We start from the raw sequence: 18,867 nt of genomic DNA on the forward strand, positions 1-18,867 counted from the left end.
CAGGCGCAGGTCTGCTTCGCCTGGCCTTGGGCCGCATAAAGAGTGCGATTTCTTCCACCCTGCGCTAACCTGCCTCGATGTTTACGAGGTCGACTATGCACATTCATATTCTCGGTATCTGCGGCACGTTCATGGGCTCGATGGCGGTTCTGGCCAAAGAGTTGGGCCATCATGTCACGGGTTCCGATGCCAATGTTTACCCTCCCATGAGCACCCAACTGGAAGCTCAGGGCATTGAGTTGACCCAAGGCTACGACCCGGCGCAATTCGATCCGGTCCCGGACTTGGTCGTGATCGGCAACGCCATGTCCCGTGGCAACCCAGCGGTCGAGTACGTGCTCAATAAAGGCTTACCTTATGTGTCCGGCCCGCAGTGGCTGGCGGATCATGTGTTGCAAGGTCGCTGGGTAATGGCTGTTGCGGGCACCCACGGCAAGACCACCACCAGCAGCATGCTGGCCTGGGTCCTGGAGCACGCAGGCATGAGCCCGGGCTTTCTGATCGGCGGCGTGCCGCAGAACTTTTCGGTGTCAGCGCGCCTGGGTGATACGCCGTTCTTTGTGATCGAGGCGGATGAATACGACAGCGCCTTCTTCGACAAGCGCTCCAAGTTCGTCCATTACCGCCCGCGCACGGCGATTCTGAACAACCTGGAATTCGATCACGCCGACATTTTCCCCGACCTGGCGGCCATCGAGCGGCAGTTCCACCATTTGGTCCGTACTATCCCAAGCGAAGGCCTGGTGATCCACCCGACCACCGAACCGGCTCTGCAGCGAGTGATCGATATGGGCTGCTGGACCCCGGTACAAACCACCGGTGTCGGCGGGCAGTGGCAGGTCAAGTTGCTCAGTGACGACGGCTCTCGCTTCGAAGTGCTGTTCGAGGGCGAGCCCCAGGGCATTGTCGAGTGGGGCATGACCGGCCAGCATAACGTCGCCAACGCGCTGGTCACTCTGGCGGCGGCACGGCATGTGGGCGTAGTGCCGGCGATGGGCATTGCGGCGTTGAGCGCGTTCAAGAGCGTCAAGCGGCGCATGGAAAAAGTCGCCGACGTGAACGGGATTACGATCTATGACGATTTTGCCCACCACCCAACCGCTATCGCCACCACGCTTGACGGGCTGCGCAAACAGGTCGGTACGGCGCCGATCATTGCGATTGTCGAGCCACGTTCCAACTCCATGAAGCTCGGCGCGCACCGCGACGGTTTGCCGGAAAGCGTCAACGATGCCGATCAGGCCGTGTGGTACGCCCCGGCCAACCTCGGCTGGGACCTGCCGGCCATTGCCGCACAGTGCACGGTGCCTTCGCAGGTGTGCGATTCCATCGAAGGCATCATCGCGTTCGTCAAACAAAAGGCGACGCCGGGCACCCATGTGGTGGTGATGAGCAACGGCGGCTTCGGCGGCCTGCACGGCAAACTGGCCGAGGCGCTCAAATGAGCGGCCCGGAACGCGTCACGCTGGCGATGACCGGCGCGTCGGGCGCGCCCTATGGCTTGCGCCTGCTCGATTGCCTGGTGCGCGAGGATCGCGAGGTGCACTTTTTGATCTCCAAGGCCGCGCAATTGGTATTGGCCACCGAGACCGATGTGGCACTGCCCGCCAAGGTGCAATTAATGCAAGCCTTCCTGACCGAGTACACCGGGGCGGCGGCGGGGCAGATCAAGGTCTACGGCAAGGAAGACTGGATGTCGCCGGTGGCCTCCGGCTCCGGTGCGCCGGCGGCGATGGTGGTGGTGCCGTGTTCCACCGGCACCTTGTCGGCAATTGCTACCGGGGCCTGCAACAACCTGATCGAACGTGCGGCGGACGTGACCTTGAAAGAGCGCCGCCAACTGATCCTGGTGCCGCGAGAAGCACCCTATTCGAGCATTCACCTGGAGCACATGCTCAAGTTGTCGAACATGGGCGTGACGATCCTGCCGGCGTCGCCGGGGTTTTATCACCAGCCGCAAACCATCGACGACTTGGTGGACTTCGTGGTGGCGCGCATTCTCAATCTGTTGAATATCCCCCAGGACATGCTGCCCCGTTGGGGCGAGCATCATTTGAGCAGCGATGAATAGGGCGCTGCTGGTGCTGATGGCGTTGCACCTGGCCGGCTGCGCCACCGCTCGCACGCTGGACGCCGCGCAACCGGGCGCGCCGGTGGTGTACGCCGGCACGCGGTTGGATTTATATGCAATGAATGGCGGCTGCTGCGCCAAAGACCGGTTTGGCGCCGAAGCACCGAGCTATCCCGGCGTCGACCTGCCGGCCAGTGCATTGCTCGACACCTTGCTGTTGCCACTGTCAGTGTTGACGGTGCTGGGCGTCGGGTTCAACGCCACGGGCGGGCTTTAGCCTGGGGTTATAGGTCGGTTGACACGCCGCCATCGGGGGGCAAGCCCCCTCCCACATTTGGGCTCATTTACCGAGCTTGCGCAGCTCGTCCGACTCCACCACCCGCACTCCGTCCTGTTCTTCCAGCGCCAGGCGCCACATGGCGCGGGCCAGTTCGCACACTTCGATGCCGTGGTATTTACCCGGAATCAGGCGCGACAACGGGCCGGCCAGTTGTTCGGCCAGGCGTGGTTTGAGACGTTCGCCCAGCAGCAACGACGGGCGCACGATGGTCAGTTGCGGCCAGTCCTGAGCTTTGAGCGCCTGCTCCATTTCGCCTTTGACACGGTTGTAGAAGATCGAAGACTTCGGATCGGCGCCGATCGCGCTGATCACGATCAGGTGCCGCGCGCCCATTTCCCGCGCACGTTTGGCGAAGGCCACCACCATATCCAGGTCCACCGCGCGGAACGCTTCTTCGGAGCCTGCTTGTTTGATGGTGGTGCCCAGGCAGCAGAAAGCAATGTCCACCTGCCCGCTGAGCTGCGGCAGGAATACCGCCGGGTCGCCCACTGGGTTTTCCAGGCGCGGATGTTCGGCCAATGGTTTGCGGCTGGGCGCGAGTACGCGAGTGACGGTGGGTTCGTTGAGCAGGCGATCGAGCAGGTGTTCGCCGGTAAGGCCACTGGCTCCGGCAAGCAGAATATGCTGAGGCGTCAAGTACATGGTGTTTCCCCCTTGTTACACGGTTCAGCTTAGTTGCCTTTGGCTTCCTTGCTATTCATTGAGACGCTTTCCAGCGCCTTTCGTGCCTGCTGCTTGCGTAAGAGTTGCCAGTGAGCGATCACGCCTTTGGGGGCCCAGATCTGTGGTTCGGACGCTTCGAAATTGTCCGCCTGTTCGCGTTCGCTCACGTGCACCTGGGCCAGCTTGAAGGCTTGCTGCAAATCGTCGGTCTGGTTGAAGGCCTGGGCGAAGAGCGCATCGCCGAAGTAGGTGAAGTCGGCTTCTTCAGAACAGCCGAAGGACACCCGATCAGCCCGAGAGGCGGTCATGATCAGGGTGCGCTCGTCTTTGAGGGCCGGAATGAAGCCGCCGGAGTAGCAGGCGGAAATCACGATGACCTTGTCGCGGTTTTTCAAAGGGGCCATGACGATTGCCAGTTCATCGGCGGGCAGGTCGGCCAATTCCATGCGCGGCTGGTCCAGCACCAATTCGTGTTCATGGGTGCCGTGGCTGGTCAGGTAGATAAACACCAGGTCTTCCGGCCCGGTGCGCTCGGCCAGGGTCTGCACGGCGCGGCGCAGGCTCTCGCGCGTGGCCAGGGGGCGGTCGGTGATGTGATCGCGGTGGTTGACCAGGCGAATCTGCCCGCGCGCGCCAAAGCGGCTTGCCAGCAGATTGCTGACGTAATCGGCCTCGCGCAGGAATACGCTTTGTTTACCGTCGCCAGCCAGCACCAGGCTATACAGCTCCACGGCCGGCGTGGAGGTCGGCACGGCGGCGAGGGCGGCATCGAGTAACCGGCCCTGGGCCAGTACGCCTGTTTCCAATGGGTCGGGCAACAGCCGGCCGTCGGCGTCCCTTACGCGCATGCCGTTGACCCAGGTGCCTGCCTGTACGCTGCCGTCGGCGAGCACGAGGGTGCCTTGCCCCTGATAGTTGTCGCTGTCGAAGCCGCCCACATAGAAGCTGCCGTCGGTAAGGTTCAGACGGCCTTCGCCACTGAAGCGCCAGTCGGCGAACTGGCCGACGTAATGGCTGCCGTCCACCCCGATCAATTCGCCCTTACCGGTCAGCGATCCTTCCTTGAACTGACCGATCCACACATCGCCGTCGGCGTTTTCGTAGCGGCCCTTGCCATTGAGCTGGTTCTGTTTGAACTGGCCGACATAGATGTCGCCATCGGCGCTGTTGAAGATGCCGTTGCCCTCCAGCTGGCCGTCGACGAAGTGGCCGCTGAACTGGTTGCCACTGTCGTCGTTGCGCTGGCCTTCGCCATTGGGCTTGCCATGGGCGAACTGGCCCTGGTACTGGCTGCCGTCGGCCAGCTCAAGGCGCCCGAGGCCGGAATACTGGTCATCCTTGAATTCGCCGCGATAGGTCATCTGCCCCTCTTTGAGGGTGCCTTCGCCATGCCGTCGACCGTTCTTGAAACCGCCCACATACTGGCTGCCGGCGGTGGTCAGGCTGCCCTGGCCTTCGAACAGACCCTGCCGAAACTCGCCTTTATAGACTTCGCCATTGCTGCCGTGCCATTCGCCCTGGCCATGCCACTGGCCTTTGTCGAACGTGCCGGCGTACCAGCTGCCATTGGGGTAATCCACACGGCCCTGGCCTTGCAGCAAGCCATTGACCACGTCGCCCCGGTAGCGGCCACCATCGGGCAGGCGTGCGTCCGGCGGCAACAGCGATTCGCCGTCTCCGCAAGCGGTGAGCAACAGGGCAAGGGCAAGTGGGGCGAGTGGGCGCATAGCGGGATCCGGATAATTGAGCGCCGAGTATGCCGCAGCTGCGCGTTTCATACATAAATTTACATACCCTGCGACGAGTGTGGGGGCCTCGCCGCAGGGAAAGTCCTACACGAAGTAGAGCGACAGCGACTCGGCGATGTAAGCGGGTTTTTCCTGGCCTTCAATTTCCAGGGTGGCGGTGGCCTTGAGCAGCCATTGACCAGGTTTTTTTTCAATGACGTCGGTGAGCTTGACGCTCAGTCGCACCTTCGAATCGACTTTCACCGGCTGGATGAAGCGCACACTGTCCAGGCCGTAGTTGACCGCCATTTTCAGGCCTTCGGGCGCGATGAGGATGTCTTCCATCAATTTAGGCATCAGCGACAGAGACAGGAAGCCGTGGGCGATGGTGCTGCCGAACGGAGTCTGCGCGGCCTTGACCGGGTCGATATGGATGAATTGATAATCGCCGGTGGCTTCTGCGAACAGGTTGATACGGTCCTGGTCGATGGTGAGCCATTCGGAACATCCCAGTTCCTTGCCGACATAATCTTTGAGCTGCGCTACGGGTACATAGGGCATTGCGTTTCTCCTGGGTTCATCAATTTTTTCTCCCGGCACAGGCATGCGTTCATCCAGTGGCGGCGGGGCTTTTATGGGTGACAGAGAACCAATGTAGATCATCATGGGCAATCGGCTCGGTCAACCCACCATGCTGATGGCGAATGCCTGGGCATAGAGCCGGCGTGCTTATAATGCGAACGTGTTTTGAAGGGGAGAGGACGGATGCTGTTACGTGGCCTGACGTGGCTGGTGCTGTTTCAACTGATCGGCACGGCGCTCAATCATTTGCTGCTGCCGGTTCTGCCGGGGCCCATCATTGGCCTGCTGTTGATGCTCGGCTTTCTGGTGTGGCGCGGCGAAGTGGGTGAGCCCCTGAGCCTGGCCGCCGGCAGCCTGTTGCGCTACCTGCCGTTGCTGCTGGTACCGCCGGCGGTCGGAGTGATGGTGTACGCCAGGGATATCGCCGCTGACTTCTGGGCGATCGTCGGCGCCCTGGTGTTGTCGCTGGTGATTGCCATGGCCGTGATCGGCGTGATGATGCAGCGCCTGGTCAGGCGCCATGCCCATGAGGAGGAGGGCCAATGATCTTCGACTGGCACGGCGCGTGGACAGCAGTGATCCACCATCCCTTGTTCGGCATCGGCATCACCCTGGGTGCCTATCAGTTGGTGCTGGCGGGCTTCGAGAAAACCCGCTGGATCTTCCTGCAGCCGGTACTGGTGTCCATGCTGCTGGTGATCGGCGTGCTGCTCAGCTGTGGCCTGGACTACGCCGAGTACCGCAAAAGCACCGAGATCATGGGCATCCTGCTGGGCCCGGCGACGGTGGCCCTGGCAGTGCCGCTGTACCTGAACCTGCGGCGGATTCGCCAATTGTTCTGGCCGATTTTTACTACGCTGGTGATAGGCGGGGTGCTGGCCACCGGCTTGTGTGTCCTGCTGGGCTGGTGGTTCGGCGCCGAACACATGGTGCTGATGACCATGGCGCCCAAGTCGGTGACGTCACCGATCGCCATGCTGGTGGCCGAGCAGATTGGCGGCGTGGCGGCGCTGGCGGCGGTGTTTGTGCTGATCACCGGCGTGGTTGGCGCCATGGTCGGCCCGGCGTTATTGTCGCGCCTGGGCGTGCACAGTGCCGAGGCGCGCGGCATGGCCCTGGGCATGACTGCCCATGCGGTCGGTACCTCGGTGGCCTTGCAGGAAAGCGAAGAGTGCGGCGCCTTCGCGGCGCTGGCCATGAGTTTGATGGGCGTGGCCACGGCGGTGTTCCTGCCGCTGGCCGTGTCGGTCATTGTTTAAACCGGGTTTAAGGAACGCTTTATGAGTCTGGCGCTGTTTCCACTCAATACCGTGCTGTTTCCTGGCTGCACGCTCGATCTGCAGATCTTCGAGGCGCGCTACCTCGACATGATCGGGCGCTGTATGAAAAAGGACGAAAGCTTCGGCGTGGTGTGCATCCTTGGAAAAACCGAGGCCGGCCATATTACCGACGCTCACGCGGTGGTCGGTTGTGAAGCGTTGATCCGTGACTTCAAACAGCAGGATAACGGCCTGCTGGGCATTCGCGTTGAAGGTGGGCGGCGTTTTCGCGTTTATGACGTCACTGTGCAGAAAGACCAGTTGCTGTTGGGTGAGGTGCACTGGCTGGATGAGCAACCGGACAAAGCTCTGGAAGAAGAGGATGAAGACCTGCTGGCCTTGCTGCAGGCCCTGGCCGAACACCCAATGGTCGCTTCATTGGACATGGACACCAACGCTGAGGGCCAACAAGCGTTGGCCAATCAGTTGGCGTATTTGCTGCCATTCACGGATGACGACAAGGTCAGGCTCCTGACCATGGACAGCCCGCAGGAGCGTCTGGATATGATCCAGGCGCTGCTCGACGAACTGCAGGGCGAGCTGTTCACTTAATAGGCGTAGCGCAGCAGGGCATGCGAAGTACCGACCAGCGCGATAAAACCCATCACCGCCGCCAGTGCCGGCAGCAGCAGCCACCAGGTTTTTTGCGGCATGGCGGGCAGCGGGCGGCGATATTCGCTGAGCCCCAGGCAGACCGCGCACACCGTCATTGCCAGTAATGTGCCGGCAAGGATGTCCGTGGGCCAATGGGCACCGAGGTAAACCCGCGACAACGCGATAAACGCTGCGGGAATACAGCCCAGCAGCATCCAGGTCAGGCGCAGCCGCGTGGGCTGGCCGCGACCGGCCAGTACCGCCAACGCCAGGAAGAACGCGAATGCGCCGGACGCGTGGCCGCTGGGCATACTGAAACTGGTCAGCGGGTCTGTGAGGATTTCTGGACGGCCTCGGGCGAAAAACAGTTTGCTCCCGGTATTGATAAGGGCCGACCCCGCCAGCGTGGCACCGACAAACAGTGCGTGGCGCCATTGCCGCGCCAGTAACAACAGGCCGGTAAATACGGCACTGGCGAAAAACATCTTCTTGAACTCACCCAGTTGGGTGATCCGCACCATCACCTCATCCAGCCAAGGGCTGCGGTGCTCCTGCACCAGGGCGCTGAGGCCGTGGTCAAAATTATCCAGCGAGCGATAGCCGATAAACAGTGCGATCAACAACGTCAGGCTGGCGCCGCCTATCCATAAAGTGGCGCGACGATGGCCGCGCAGGCTGCTGTTCAGGCTCAGCCCGATCACTACGGCAAGGCACCCCGCGACCACCGCCGCCTCGGGCCAGAACCCTTCGGGCAACGGCAAGCGGAACGCGGCACCCGTCGCCCAGCCGGGCAGCAGATAAGCCACCGACCAACCCGCCGCCGCCAGAATGCTGACCCCGGCGAAGCGCGGGAACGGCATGTCGCACATGCCTGCCACCATCGGCAGCATGGGCCGCAGCGGGCCGATGAAGCGTCCGACCAGCAAGCTGGCGATGCCGTACTTGTGAAAGTAGGTTTCTGCACCGTTCATCCACTCGGGATGTTGGCGCAAGCCGGGCAGGCGCCGAATGTTCTGGTGAAAGTGTCGGCCCAGGTAGTAGGAAACCCCGTCGCCAAGCAAGCCGCCGAGGAAGCCCAGCAGCAATGTCTCGCTCAAGGACAACGCGCCGCTGCCGGCCAGCGCGGCAATGGCGAACAGCAGCACCGTACCGGGCACGATCAACCCGGCAATCGCCAGGCATTCCACGCACGCGACGATAAACACCGCCACGGCCAGCCACTGCGGGTTGACGGTCAGCCAGCCGGTAATGCTATCGAGCCATTGGCCCATACAATCCACTCCATCGGTGTTCGTGGGAATTCACAGCAAAAAATAGTCGCGGCCTTCGACCTGGCCTCGGCGCAGCGGGTTCCGCGTGCAATAAGGCGCATAGCCCGCATCGACGAAGCGGTACATCAGGTGTTCATCGCGGCCGCTGGGGATGCCCAGGCGGGTGGTCTGGATGATCTGCGTCGGGGTCTGGCCGACGTCTTCGACATAGAGGCGCTCCTGGTCAAACCGTTTGGCATCCCACATCGGTACCTTCAACCCCAGCGCCTTGCATAACAGTGTCTGGCCGGCGCACAGCGTGTGCGAAGGACGCGGCAAGCCCTTGGCGTCCGGATTATTGAGCAGCATCTGCGCCAGGCTGTCCGGGCCGGACACCTCATCGACCCACGGGTAGGCCGATTTGATCAGCACCGCGTTGCCGGGGCCCTGGGCGCTGAAGTTCAGGGAGTCGCCACCGCGTGCGTAATACATATAGATATGCCCGCCATCCAGAAACAAAGCCTTACGCTTTTCTGTGTAGCCGAGTGAAGAATGGCTGCCTTTCTCAGCGGCGTAATACGCTTCGGTTTCGATTATTCGCGCCGAAAGCCAGATGTCGCCGACGCGATGGCGGATGACTTTTCCGAGCAATTCACGCGCGAGCAATTGCGCATCGCGGTCGAAGAAGCTGTCGGGCAGGGCGCTGGCGGGGAGTTCGGGGGCAAAGCGGGACATGGCACCAAGGGTTATTGCGGCTAAATGTGACGGAATAATAACAACTCCCGCCTTAATTACCGCTGAAGGCGATGTTTTTACAGTTCATTTCGACCATCCGCCCCTCACCGCTGTCAGTCGGGCGGCGTCACGGCTATAATCTGCCGCTTTCCTCTTTGCCAAGACTCCCCGACCATGACTGAGTCCGTTCTTGACTACATGACCCGCCTGGGTCGCGCTGCCCGCCAGGCGTCGCGGTTGATCGCCCGTGCGAGCACTGCGCAGAAAAATCGCGCCCTGCTGGCCGCCGCCGACGCTCTGGATGCCTCGCGCTCCGAGCTGGCCGCCGCCAACGAACTGGACCTGGCCAACGGCCGTGCCAATGGTCTGGAGCCGGCTCTGCTGGACCGCCTGGCGCTGACCCCGGCGCGCATCGACGACATGATCGAAGGCCTGCGTCAGGTAGCCAAGCTGCCTGACCCCATCGGTGAAATCCGCGATATGCGTTACATGCCCTCCGGTATTCAGGTCGGCAAGATGCGCGTGCCCCTGGGCGTGATCGGCATCATCTATGAGTCGCGCCCGAACGTGACCATCGACGCCGCGAGCCTGTGCCTCAAGTCCGGTAACGCCACCATCCTGCGTGGCGGTTCCGAGGCCATCCATTCCAACCGTGCCATCGCCGCCTGCATCCAGCAGGGCCTGGCCGTGGCCCAGTTGCCCGCCGAAGTGGTGCAAGTGGTGGAAACCACCGACCGCGCCGCCGTCGGTGCCTTGATCACCATGCCGGAGTTCGTCGACGTCATCGTGCCGCGCGGTGGCAAGAGCCTGATCGAGCGCGTGAGCCGCGATGCCAAGGTGCCAGTGATCAAGCACCTGGATGGCGTCTGCCACGTGTACATCGACATCGCGGCCGATATCGACAAGGCGATCCGCATCGCCGACAACGCCAAGACCCATCGCTACGCGCCGTGCAACACCATGGAAACCCTGCTGGTGCACGCCGGCATTGCCGAGCGCGTGCTGCCAGCGCTGGCGGCCATCTACCGTGACAAGGGCGTGGAGCTGCGTGGTTGCGAGCGCACCCGCGCGCTGCTGGGCGCCGACGTGATCGAAGCCACCGAGCAGGACTGGTACACCGAATACACGGCGCCGATCCTGTCGATCCGCATCGTCGACGACCTGGACCAGGCCATCGAACACATCAATACCTATGGCTCCAAGCACACCGACGCAATCGTGTCCGAGCATTTCAGCGATGCGCGCCGGTTCCTTAATGAAGTGGACTCCGCTTCGGTGATGGTCAACGCCTCGACGCGTTTTGCCGACGGCTTCGAGTACGGCCTGGGCGCGGAGATCGGCATTTCCACCGACAAGCTCCATGCTCGCGGCCCGGTGGGCCTCGAAGGCCTGACCAGCGAGAAGTATGTGGTGTTCGGCGATGGGCATGTGCGCACTTGATGGCTAAGCGTATCGGGCTGCTCGGCGGTACCTTCGACCCTGTGCACATCGGCCACCTGCGCAGTGCGCTGGAGGTGGCGGACGCGCTGGCGCTGGATGAACTGCGTCTGATCCCCAATTTCCGGCCGCCCCATCGCGACACGCCGCAAGTGTCGCCCCAGCAGCGTCTGGAAATGGTGCGTCTGGCGGTGGAAGGCATTGCACCGTTGGTGGTGGACGACCGCGAACTCAAGCGCGATAAACCGTCCTACACGGTCGACACCCTGGAACTGATGCGCGCCGAACTGGCCGCGGACGACCAGTTGTTTCTGCTTTTGGGCTGGGACGCATTTTGCGGCCTGCCCTCTTGGCATCGCTGGGAGGATCTCCTCCAGCATTGCCACATCCTGGTTCTGCAACGCCCGGATGCCGACAGCGAACCGCCGGATGCCTTGCGCAACCTGCTGGCCGCGCGGTCGGTAAGTGACCCCTTGGCCCTGACCGGGCCGAACGGGAATATTGCATTCGTCTGGCAGACCCCGCTTGCGGTGTCCGCCACCCAGATCCGTCAACTGCTGGCCAGCGGGAAGTCGGTACGGTTCCTGGTGCCTGACGCGGTCCTGGCCTACATCGATGCGCACGGGCTTTACCGTGCGTCGAACTGAAAAGGCGCGCTTGAACGTACGAAACGTCGTACAGCGAGCGCCCGAACATACGAGCAAAACGAGTTTTATATGACCAACAAAGACGTAAGCAAAGTTAAGCGCAAAGGCACTTTCAAAAGCGCCCCTCTGCCGGTAGAAGCCCACACCGGTCCGGAACTGGCCGGCGAAGAGCTGGTAAAAGTCGCCGTGGCGGCCCTGGAAGATGTGAAGGCCCAGGACATCCAGGTGCTGGACGTGCGCGATAAGCAGAGCATCACCGACTACATGATCATCGCCACCGGTACCTCCAACCGCCAGATCGGCGCGATGCTGGACAAGGTGCGCGAAGCCGTCAAAGCCCAGGGCGTCAAGCCGTTGGGTGAAGAAGGCAAGGGCGACAGCGACTGGGTGCTGTTGGACATGGACGACGTGATCGTCCACATGATGACGTCCAACGCCCGCCAGTTCTACGACCTGGAGCGTCTGTGGAAAGGCGCCGAGCAGAGCCGTGCCGCCGATGGCAAGCACCACAGCCCTGAAGTGGGCCACGCTCACTTCGACAAGCTCAACAAAGACCAGGAATAAGGAACGGCTGTGCGCCTGCGTCTGATTGCTGTCGGTTCACGCATGCCCAAGTGGGTGGAAGAAGGCTGGCATGAGTATGCCAAGCGTCTGCCCGCCGAGCTGTCGCTGGAGCTGGTGGAGATACCGCTCAACACCCGGGGCAAGAATGCCGACGTGGCGCGCTTTATTCGTCAGGAAGGCGAAGCCATGCTGGCCAAGGTCGGCCCCAACGAGCGCATCGTCACCCTGGAAGTGCACGGCAAGCCCTGGAGCACCGAGCAGTTGGCGGTGGAACTGGACCGCTGGCGCCTGGACTCGCGCACCGTCAACTTCATGGTCGGTGGCCCGGAAGGGCTGGCGCCGGAAGTCTGCGCGCGGGCGGACCAGCGCTGGTCGCTGTCGGCACTGACGCTGCCGCACCCGTTGGTAAGGATCCTGATCGGTGAACAGCTGTATCGCGCCTGGACAGTTCTGTCCGGGCACCCTTATCACAAATAGTCTGCGCCCCTCCCGATGACTCAGCCGATCCGCATCAAGGACCATGAGAAAGACGCACGTCTGGTACGTGCGCGCGTGGTGTTTGGCGCGATCATGGTGGTGACGCTGATCGGGGTACTGATTGCGCGCCTGTATTTCCTGCAGGTGATCCAGTACGACTATCACTCCACGCTGTCGGAAAACAACCGTGTGCATGTGCAGCCGATTCCGCCGACCCGTGGGCTGATTTTCGACCGCAATGGCGTAGTGGTGGCGGATAACCGGCCCAGCTTCAGCCTCAGCATGACCCGCGAGCGTTCCGGCGACTGGCAGCAAGTGCTCGACGTCATTGTCGAGGTCCTGCAGCTGACCCCGGAAGACCGGGTGATCTTCGAGAAACGCATGAGGCAGGGGCGCCGACCGTTCGAGCCGGTGCCGATTCTGTTCGAGCTGACCGAAGAGCAGATCGCCCGCATTGCGGTGAACCAGTTCCGCCTGCCGGGCGTGGAAGTGGTGGCGCAGTTGGTGCGGCACTACCCGCAGGGGCCGCACTTTGCTCACTCCGTCGGCTATATGGGGCGCATCAACGAGAAAGAGCTGAAAACCCTCGACCCCGTCAATTACAGCGGCACCCACCATATCGGCAAGACCGGCATCGAGCGTTTCTACGAACCCGAGCTGCACGGCCAGGTGGGTTACGAAGAAGTCGAGACCAACGCGCGCGGCCGCGTGTTGCGGGTGCTCAAGCGGACCGACCCGGTGCCGGGCAAGGACATCGTGCTGAGCCTGGACATCAAGCTGCAGGAAGCCGCCGAGATGGCCCTGGGTGGCCGGCGTGGCGCCGTGGTGGCGCTGGACCCGAAGACGGGCGAAGTGCTGGCCATGGTCAGCCAGCCCAGCTTCGACCCCAACCTGTTCGTGACCGGTATCAGCTTCAAGGCCTACGCCGAGCTACGCGATTCCATCGATCGGCCGCTGTTCAACCGGGTGCTGCGTGGCCTGTATCCGCCGGGTTCGACGATCAAGCCGGCGGTGGCGATTGCAGGTCTGGACGCCGGTGTGGTGACCGCTTCCAGTCGGGTATACGACCCCGGTTACTACATGTTGCCCAATTACGATCACAAGTACCGTAACTGGAACCGTACCGGTGACGGCTATGTCGACCTGGACACCGCGATCATGCGCTCCAACGACACCTATTTTTATGACCTGGCCCACAAGCTGGGCATCGATCGTCTGTCGGCCTACATGGGCAAGTTCGGCCTCGGGCAGAAAGTCTCCCTGGACATGTTCGAAGAGTCCCCAGGCCTGATGCCGTCGCGGGAGTGGAAGCGCGCGACGCGCCGCCAGGCGTGGTTCCCGGGCGAAACCCTGATCCTGGGGATCGGTCAGGGCTACATGCAGGCGACGCCGTTGCAACTGGCCCAGGCTACCGCGCTGGTGGCCAACAAAGGCGTGTGGAACCGTCCGCACCTGGCCAGGACCATCGAAGGCGAAAAGCCGGTGGATGAGAACCCGATCCCGGACATTGTGCTGCGCGACCCATCGGACTGGACCAAGGTCAACCACGGCATGCAGCAGGTGATGCACGGCGCGCGCGGTACGGCGCGCAAGGCAGCGATCGGCGCGCAATACCGCATTGCGGGCAAGAGCGGTACCGCCCAGGTGGTGGCGATCAAGCAGGGCGAGAAATACGACCGTTCCAAGGTCCAGGAACGCCACCGCGACCACGCGTTGTTTGTCGGCTTTGCGCCGGCCGACGACCCGAAAATCGTGGTGGCGGTGATGGTCGAGAACGGCGAGTCCGGTTCCGGCGTCGCCGCGCCTGTGGTGCGCCAGGTGATGGACGCCTGGCTGCTGGCCGAGGACGGCAGGCTCAAGCCTGAATATGGCGGCCCCCCTTCAACCACCGAGGTTACGGCCAGTGAAGAGTAATTTTGACCGCATCCTCTCCAGCGAGGATGTGATGCGTCGCCGCGCGACGTTGCTGCAGCGCATGCACATCGATGGTCCGTTGCTGATCCTGCTGCTGACGCTGGCGGCCGGCAGTCTGTTTGTGCTGTATTCGGCCAGTGGCAAGAACTGGGACCTGCTGATCAAGCAAGCGTCGTCGTTCGGCCTGGGCCTGTTGTCGATGGTGGTGATCGCCCAGCTGGAGCCGCGCTTCATGGCGCGCTGGGTGCCGCTGGGCTATGTGGTCGGCGTGTTGTTGCTGGTGGTGGTGGACGTGATGGGCCATAACGCCATGGGCGCCACGCGCTGGATCAACATTCCAGGGGTGATTCGCTTCCAGCCGTCGGAATTCATGAAGATCCTGATGCCGGCCACTATCGCCTGGTACCTGTCCAAGCGCACGTTGCCGCCGCAGCTCAAGCACGTAGGCATCAGCCTGATCCTGATCGGCGTGCCCTTTATCCTGATTGTGCGCCAGCCCGATCTCGGTACTTCGCTGCTGATCCTGGCCGGCGGTGCGTTCGTGCTGTTCATGGGCGGGCTGCGCTGGCGCTGGATTCTCAGCGTGCTGGCTGCCGCGGTGCCGGTGGCGGTGGCGATGTGGTTTTTCTTTATGCATGACTACCAGAAGCAGCGGATCCTCACGTTCCTCGATCCGGAAAGCGACCCGCTGGGCACCGGCTGGAACATCATCCAGTCCAAGGCGGCAATCGGTTCGGGTGGGGTGTTTGGCAAGGGCTGGCTGTTGGGCACCCAGTCGCACTTGGATTTCTTGCCCGAGAGCCACACCGACTTCATCATCGCCGTGTTAGGCGAAGAGTTCGGCCTGGTGGGGATCTGCGCCTTGCTGCTGATCTATTTGCTGTTGATCGGTCGCGGCCTGGTGATTACCGCCCAGGCGCAGACGCTGTTCGGCAAATTGCTCGCAGGCAGTTTGACCATGACGTTTTTTGTTTACGTTTTCGTCAACATCGGTATGGTCAGTGGCCTGCTGCCGGTGGTTGGGGTGCCGTTGCCGTTCATTAGCTACGGCGGAACTTCGCTGGTGACGTTGATGTCAGCGTTTGGGGTTTTGATGTCGATTCATACGCATCGCAAGTGGATCGCACAGGTTTGAATAAGGTGAAGATGTCAATGCAAGTAATGCGCGGCTGGGCGACTCGGCATGCGTCCTGGATGGGCCTGATTGGGCTGCTGGGGGCAACGCAGGAGACGCTGGCCGGTGACTACGATGGTTCACCTCAGGTCGCCGAATTTGTCGGTGAAATGACCCGCGACTATGGTTTCGCCGGTGAGCAACTGATGGGCGTGTTCCGCGAAGCCCAGCGCAAGCAGGCGATCCTCGACGCCATTTCCCGCCCCGCCGAACGTGTGAAGCAATGGAAGGACTATCGCCCGATGTTCCTCACCGATGCCCGCGTGGCCCGTGGCGTGGACTTCTGGCGCCAGCATGAAGCCGCCCTGACCCGCGCCGAGCAGGAATACGGTGTGCCGGCCCAGGTGATTGTGTCGATCATCGGCATCGAGACCTTTTACGGGCGTAATACCGGCAGCTACCGGGTGGTCGACGCCTTGTCGACCCTGGGCTTCGATTACCCGCCGCGTGCCGAGTTCTTCCGCAAGGAGCTGCGCGAATTCCTGCTGCTGGCCCGCGAAGAGCAGGTCGACCCGCTGACGCTCAAGGGCTCGTATGCCGGCGCGATGGGCTTGCCGCAATTCATGCCGAGCAGCTTTCGCGCCTACGCGGTGGATTTCGACAACGACGGCCACATCAATATCTGGAGTAACCCCGACGATGCCATCGGCAGCGTGGCCAGCTACTTCAAGCGCCACGGCTGGGTTGCCGGCGAACCGGTGGTGGTGCGGGCGGACGTCAGCGGGGAGCGCGCCGACGAGGGCCTGACCCAGGGCATCGAGCCGGCCAGAACGGTCGGGGAGTTGCGGGCGCTGGGTTGGTCGAGTCAGAATGCGCCCCACGACGACATGCCGGTAACGGCGTTTCGCCTGGAAGGCGAAAACGGCCCTGAATACTGGATGGGCCTGAAGAATTTCTACGCAATCACGCGTTATAACCGCAGTGTGATGTACGCCATGGCCGTGCATCAGCTGTCAGACATGCTGGTCCAAGCACGGGGCAACAAGTAATGCGGGCATCGCCGTTCAATAAACCGCTCAAGCTGGTGGCGTTCACCGCGTTGTCCTTGCTGGTTGTCAGCTGTTCCACCTCCACCAGTCGCGGTCCGGCGCAGAAGTCCGGCGGCACTGTTGTCCGGTCTCAGCCTGGCCTGGACATCAACCGCGCGCACAAAGACGGTGCGCCGTGGTGGGATGTGGATGTGTCGAAGATTCCCGACGCCACACCGACCCTGCACACCGGTGCCTACAAGGCCAACCCTTACACAGTGCTGGGCAAGACCTACTTTCCGCTGCAGGACTCCAAGACCTACGTGCAGTCCGGCACGGCGTCCTGGTACGGCACCAAGTTCCATGGCCAGAACACCGCCAATGGCGAAGTGTATGACCTGTACGGCATGAGCGCAGCCCACAAGACCCTGCCGTTGCCAAGCTATGTACGCGTGACCAACCTGGACAACCACCGCACGGTGATCCTGCGGGTCAATGACCGTGGGCCGTTCTATTCGGATCGCATCATCGACTTGTCCTACGCCGCCGCCAAAAAGCTCGGCTACGCCGAAACCGGCACCGCGCGGGTCAAGGTCGAAGGCATCGACCCCGCGCAGTACTGGGCCCAGCGCGGCAAGCCGGCGCCGTTGATGCTCAACGAGCCGCAGACCCCGCAACCGCAGATCACCGCGTCGGCGGGCAAGGTCGAACAGTGGACGCCGCCGCCGCAACAGCATGCCCCGGACACCGTGGCCGTGCCTCAGGCCGCGCCGGGTGCCTCTCTGGCGGGCGGGCAATACCTGCAGGTCGGCGCTTTTGCCAACCCGGATGCGGCGGAACTGTTAAGGTCCAAGCTCAGCAGCATGGTCAATGCGCCGGTGTTCATCAGCTCTATCGTGCGCAACCAGCAGACCCTGCACCGCGTGCGAATGGGCCCGATCGGCTCGCCGAGCGAGGTTGCACAAGTGCAGAACAGCGTGCGTCTGGCCAACCTGGGGCAACCCAGCCTGGTCACCGCCGAGTAAGCAGTAATGGATTGATGGTTCAGGCGCGTACGCGGGCCTGGGCCCTGGTTGTTGGCTCGTTTGAACAATAAAAACCCGGGAGCAAGGGGTGAGCGGGCAACCGAACACGCGACAGTCTGGTAGCGGGCTGTCTGAATAAGTTTTGCCCGCGAGGGCAAGTTTCCATAAGCAATTTCGAGAGACGGATGAACATCACCACCTTAGCCAAACGCACGTGCCTGCTTATCTCGCTGATCATCACCCCGGCCGCCTGGGCGGTTGAAATGGTGCCGGCTTCACCGCAACTGGCCGCCAAGGCCTGGGTGCTCATGGATGCCGCCAGCGGCAACGTGCTGGTCGAGAACAACGGTGACCAGCGCCTGCCGCCGGCCAGCCTGACCAAGCTGATGACCGCCTATATCGCGACCCTGGAAATCCGTCGCGGCCAGATCGGCGAAAACGATCCGGTGACCGTCAGCGAAAACGCCTGGCGTACCGGCGGTTCGCGGATGTTCATCAAGGTGGGCTCGCAGGTCACCGTGAGCGACCTGCTGCACGGCATCATCATCCAGTCCGGCAACGACGCCAGCGTCGCCCTGGCCGAGCATATCGCCGGCAGCGAAGACGCGTTCGCCGACATGATGAACAAAACCGTGGCCGACCTGGGCATGACCAACAGCCACTTCATGAACCCGACCGGCCTGCCGAACCCAGAGCACTACTCGTCGGCTCATGACATGGCGATCCTGGCGCGCGCGATCATCCGCGTCGACCCGGTGCACTACGCGATCTACTCCCAGAAGGAGTTCTTCTGGAACAACATCAAGCAGCCTAACCGCAACCTGCTGCTGTGGCGCGACAAGACCGTCGACGGTCTGAAAACCGGCCACACCGAAGAGGCCGGCTACTGCATGGTGTCCTCGGCGGTACGTGACGGCCAGCGCCTGATCGCCGTGGTGTTCGGTACCAACAGCGAACAGGCCCGTGCGGCCGAGACACAGAAACTGCTGACCTATGGCTTCCGTTTCTTCGAAACCCAGACCTTCTACCAGAAGGGTGCTGAGCTGGCGACCGCGCCGGTGTGGAAAGGCGCGACCTCCCAGGTCAAGGCCGGCCTGGCCGAAGACCTGACCCTGACCATGCCTAAAGGCCAGCTGAAAAAGCTCGCTGCCAGCATGACCATGAACCCGCAATTGGTTGCGCCGATCGCCAAGGGCGACGTGATCGGTAAAGTCGAAGTGAAACTGGACGACAAGGTGGTGCACAGCGCCGACCTGATCGCGCTGGACGCCGTCGACGAAGGTGGTATCTTCCGCCGCGTGTGGGATAGCATCCGTCTATTCTTCTACGGCTTGTTCAACTGATTGTGTGCACCTGCAAAGCCCCGCGTTGATAAGACGC

20 protein-coding genes are annotated in these 18,867 nt (G+C 62.3%); 15 read left to right on the forward strand and 5 right to left on the reverse strand.

Going from position 1 to position 18,867, the window contains the following annotated elements; all coding sequences use genetic code 11:
- Nucleotides 1-95: 95 nt before the first annotated feature.
- The 3 genes from mpl to OSC50_RS02235 are packed head-to-tail and all read left to right on the forward strand — an operon-like array spanning nt 96 to nt 2,348.
- A complete protein-coding gene (gene mpl, locus OSC50_RS02225) occupies nt 96-1,445 on the forward strand; it encodes a UDP-N-acetylmuramate:L-alanyl-gamma-D-glutamyl-meso-diaminopimelate ligase (RefSeq protein WP_266246932.1) in 1,350 nt (449 codons plus the stop codon).
- A complete protein-coding gene (ubiX, locus tag OSC50_RS02230) occupies nt 1,442-2,071 on the forward strand; it encodes a flavin prenyltransferase UbiX (RefSeq protein WP_181079854.1) in 630 nt (209 codons plus the stop codon). The genes mpl and ubiX overlap by 4 nt, the downstream gene beginning before the upstream one ends.
- Nucleotides 2,064-2,348: a YceK/YidQ family lipoprotein gene (locus tag OSC50_RS02235; protein WP_181079853.1), complete on the forward strand. Its 285-nt coding sequence runs from the start codon at nt 2,064-2,066 to the stop codon at nt 2,346-2,348. The genes ubiX and OSC50_RS02235 overlap by 8 nt, the downstream gene beginning before the upstream one ends.
- Before the next feature lie 63 nt (nt 2,349-2,411).
- Here the strand turns inward: OSC50_RS02235 and OSC50_RS02240 are convergent, their stop codons facing one another.
- The 3 genes from OSC50_RS02240 to OSC50_RS02250 all read right to left on the reverse strand — a co-directional run bounded on the left by OSC50_RS02240 (nt 2,412) and on the right by OSC50_RS02250 (nt 5,362).
- On the reverse strand, nt 2,412-3,053 hold the full coding sequence (locus OSC50_RS02240; RefSeq protein ID WP_181079852.1) for an oxidoreductase: 642 nt from the start codon (nt 3,051-3,053) through the stop codon (nt 2,412-2,414).
- A 29-nt stretch (nt 3,054-3,082) separates the two neighbouring features.
- Nucleotides 3,083-4,801, reverse strand: coding sequence for a C13 family peptidase (locus OSC50_RS02245; protein WP_181079851.1), 1,719 nt, complete (start codon nt 4,799-4,801; stop codon nt 3,083-3,085).
- Between the two features lie 105 nt (nt 4,802-4,906).
- Complete coding sequence (locus OSC50_RS02250) at nt 4,907-5,362, reverse strand: MaoC family dehydratase (RefSeq protein WP_181079850.1); 456 nt, start codon at nt 5,360-5,362, stop codon at nt 4,907-4,909.
- A 204-nt stretch (nt 5,363-5,566) separates the two neighbouring features.
- Here OSC50_RS02250 and OSC50_RS02255 point away from each other — a divergent pair, with 204 nt between their 5' ends.
- From OSC50_RS02255 to OSC50_RS02265, 3 genes are read left to right on the forward strand one after another with little or no spacing between them, the layout of a single operon-like run.
- Nucleotides 5,567-5,929, forward strand: coding sequence for a CidA/LrgA family protein (locus tag OSC50_RS02255; protein WP_181079849.1), 363 nt, complete (start codon nt 5,567-5,569; stop codon nt 5,927-5,929).
- Nucleotides 5,926-6,642, forward strand: coding sequence for an LrgB family protein (locus tag OSC50_RS02260; protein WP_181079848.1), 717 nt, complete (start codon nt 5,926-5,928; stop codon nt 6,640-6,642). Before OSC50_RS02255 ends, OSC50_RS02260 begins: the two co-directional genes overlap by 4 nt.
- Before the next feature lie 21 nt (nt 6,643-6,663).
- Nucleotides 6,664-7,254, forward strand: a complete 591-nt coding sequence (locus OSC50_RS02265; RefSeq protein WP_266246930.1) for an LON peptidase substrate-binding domain-containing protein — start codon at nt 6,664-6,666, stop codon at nt 7,252-7,254.
- On the opposite strand, the gene OSC50_RS02270 is transcribed toward OSC50_RS02265, so the two are convergent.
- Nucleotides 7,251-8,567: a bifunctional DedA family/phosphatase PAP2 family protein gene (locus OSC50_RS02270; protein WP_266246929.1), complete on the reverse strand. Its 1,317-nt coding sequence runs from the start codon at nt 8,565-8,567 to the stop codon at nt 7,251-7,253. The two genes, OSC50_RS02265 and OSC50_RS02270, sit on opposite strands and share 4 nt — an antisense overlap.
- Nucleotides 8,568-8,597: 30 nt before the next feature.
- On the reverse strand, nt 8,598-9,281 hold the full coding sequence (locus OSC50_RS02275; RefSeq protein ID WP_253509553.1) for a DNA-3-methyladenine glycosylase: 684 nt from the start codon (nt 9,279-9,281) through the stop codon (nt 8,598-8,600).
- Between the two features lie 174 nt (nt 9,282-9,455).
- On the opposite strand from OSC50_RS02275, the gene OSC50_RS02280 reads away from it, so the two are divergent.
- The 9 genes from OSC50_RS02280 to OSC50_RS02320 all read left to right on the forward strand — a co-directional run bounded on the left by OSC50_RS02280 (nt 9,456) and on the right by OSC50_RS02320 (nt 18,830).
- Nucleotides 9,456-10,721: a glutamate-5-semialdehyde dehydrogenase gene (locus OSC50_RS02280; protein WP_266246928.1), complete on the forward strand. Its 1,266-nt coding sequence runs from the start codon at nt 9,456-9,458 to the stop codon at nt 10,719-10,721.
- Nucleotides 10,721-11,365: a nicotinate-nucleotide adenylyltransferase gene (nadD, locus tag OSC50_RS02285; RefSeq protein ID WP_034115210.1), complete on the forward strand. Its 645-nt coding sequence runs from the start codon at nt 10,721-10,723 to the stop codon at nt 11,363-11,365. The genes OSC50_RS02280 and nadD overlap by 1 nt, the downstream gene beginning before the upstream one ends.
- A 69-nt stretch (nt 11,366-11,434) precedes the next feature.
- Nucleotides 11,435-11,929: a ribosome silencing factor gene (gene rsfS / locus OSC50_RS02290; RefSeq protein WP_010206793.1), complete on the forward strand. Its 495-nt coding sequence runs from the start codon at nt 11,435-11,437 to the stop codon at nt 11,927-11,929.
- 9 nt (nt 11,930-11,938) lie between these two features.
- Entirely contained in the window at nt 11,939-12,406 is a 468-nt protein-coding gene (rlmH, locus tag OSC50_RS02295) for a 23S rRNA (pseudouridine(1915)-N(3))-methyltransferase RlmH (RefSeq protein ID WP_003176297.1), read from the forward strand.
- 15 nt (nt 12,407-12,421) lie between these two features.
- Nucleotides 12,422-14,320 carry a penicillin-binding protein 2 gene (gene mrdA / locus OSC50_RS02300; protein WP_181079843.1) on the forward strand — a complete coding sequence of 633 codons (1,899 nt, stop codon included), beginning with the start codon at nt 12,422-12,424 and terminating at the stop codon, nt 14,318-14,320.
- 31 nt (nt 14,321-14,351) lie between these two features.
- Nucleotides 14,352-15,455: a rod shape-determining protein RodA gene (gene rodA, locus OSC50_RS02305; protein ID WP_181079879.1), complete on the forward strand. Its 1,104-nt coding sequence runs from the start codon at nt 14,352-14,354 to the stop codon at nt 15,453-15,455.
- Between the two features lie 17 nt (nt 15,456-15,472).
- The gene (gene mltB / locus OSC50_RS02310) at nt 15,473-16,483 is read left to right on the forward strand and encodes a lytic murein transglycosylase B (protein ID WP_266246919.1); all 1,011 of its coding nucleotides are present in this window, start codon (nt 15,473-15,475) and stop codon (nt 16,481-16,483) included.
- Entirely contained in the window at nt 16,483-17,487 is a 1,005-nt protein-coding gene (locus OSC50_RS02315; RefSeq protein ID WP_181079841.1) for a septal ring lytic transglycosylase RlpA family protein, read from the forward strand. Before mltB ends, OSC50_RS02315 begins: the two co-directional genes overlap by 1 nt.
- 185 nt (nt 17,488-17,672) lie before the next feature.
- Nucleotides 17,673-18,830 (forward strand): D-alanyl-D-alanine carboxypeptidase family protein, encoded by a 1,158-nt coding sequence (locus tag OSC50_RS02320; protein ID WP_181079840.1) that lies wholly within the window; start codon nt 17,673-17,675, stop codon nt 18,828-18,830.
- Nucleotides 18,831-18,867 lie beyond the last annotated feature (37 nt).

Origin of the sequence: Pseudomonas quebecensis (assembly GCF_026410085.1) — a bacterium.
GTDB classification, from domain to species: Bacteria; Pseudomonadota; Gammaproteobacteria; order Pseudomonadales; family Pseudomonadaceae; genus Aquipseudomonas; species Aquipseudomonas quebecensis.

Excerpts from the sequence above, each read along its gene's own strand:
- OSC50_RS02260 (WP_181079848.1), top strand. The coding sequence starts at position 5,926 with ATGATCTTCGACTGGCACGGCGCGTGGACAGCAGTGATCCACCATCCC.
- OSC50_RS02320 (WP_181079840.1), top strand. The coding sequence starts at position 17,673 with ATGAACATCACCACCTTAGCCAAACGCACGTGCCTGCTTATCTCGCTG.
- OSC50_RS02255 (WP_181079849.1), top strand. The coding sequence starts at position 5,567 with ATGCTGTTACGTGGCCTGACGTGGCTGGTGCTGTTTCAACTGATCGGC.
- OSC50_RS02275 (WP_253509553.1), bottom strand. The coding sequence starts at position 9,281 with ATGTCCCGCTTTGCCCCCGAACTCCCCGCCAGCGCCCTGCCCGACAGC.
- rsfS (WP_010206793.1), top strand. The coding sequence starts at position 11,435 with ATGACCAACAAAGACGTAAGCAAAGTTAAGCGCAAAGGCACTTTCAAA.
- OSC50_RS02265 (WP_266246930.1), top strand. The coding sequence starts at position 6,664 with ATGAGTCTGGCGCTGTTTCCACTCAATACCGTGCTGTTTCCTGGCTGC.
- ubiX (WP_181079854.1), top strand. The coding sequence starts at position 1,442 with ATGAGCGGCCCGGAACGCGTCACGCTGGCGATGACCGGCGCGTCGGGC.
- mpl (WP_266246932.1), top strand. The coding sequence starts at position 96 with ATGCACATTCATATTCTCGGTATCTGCGGCACGTTCATGGGCTCGATG.
- mltB (WP_266246919.1), top strand. The coding sequence starts at position 15,473 with ATGCAAGTAATGCGCGGCTGGGCGACTCGGCATGCGTCCTGGATGGGC.
- OSC50_RS02240 (WP_181079852.1), bottom strand. The coding sequence starts at position 3,053 with ATGTACTTGACGCCTCAGCATATTCTGCTTGCCGGAGCCAGTGGCCTT.
- OSC50_RS02235 (WP_181079853.1), top strand. The coding sequence starts at position 2,064 with ATGAATAGGGCGCTGCTGGTGCTGATGGCGTTGCACCTGGCCGGCTGC.
- OSC50_RS02280 (WP_266246928.1), top strand. The coding sequence starts at position 9,456 with ATGACTGAGTCCGTTCTTGACTACATGACCCGCCTGGGTCGCGCTGCC.
- OSC50_RS02250 (WP_181079850.1), bottom strand. The coding sequence starts at position 5,362 with ATGCCCTATGTACCCGTAGCGCAGCTCAAAGATTATGTCGGCAAGGAA.
- OSC50_RS02245 (WP_181079851.1), bottom strand. The coding sequence starts at position 4,801 with ATGCGCCCACTCGCCCCACTTGCCCTTGCCCTGTTGCTCACCGCTTGC.
- mrdA (WP_181079843.1), top strand. The coding sequence starts at position 12,422 with ATGACTCAGCCGATCCGCATCAAGGACCATGAGAAAGACGCACGTCTG.
- nadD (WP_034115210.1), top strand. The coding sequence starts at position 10,721 with ATGGCTAAGCGTATCGGGCTGCTCGGCGGTACCTTCGACCCTGTGCAC.
- OSC50_RS02315 (WP_181079841.1), top strand. The coding sequence starts at position 16,483 with ATGCGGGCATCGCCGTTCAATAAACCGCTCAAGCTGGTGGCGTTCACC.
- OSC50_RS02270 (WP_266246929.1), bottom strand. The coding sequence starts at position 8,567 with ATGGGCCAATGGCTCGATAGCATTACCGGCTGGCTGACCGTCAACCCG.
- rodA (WP_181079879.1), top strand. The coding sequence starts at position 14,352 with ATGCGTCGCCGCGCGACGTTGCTGCAGCGCATGCACATCGATGGTCCG.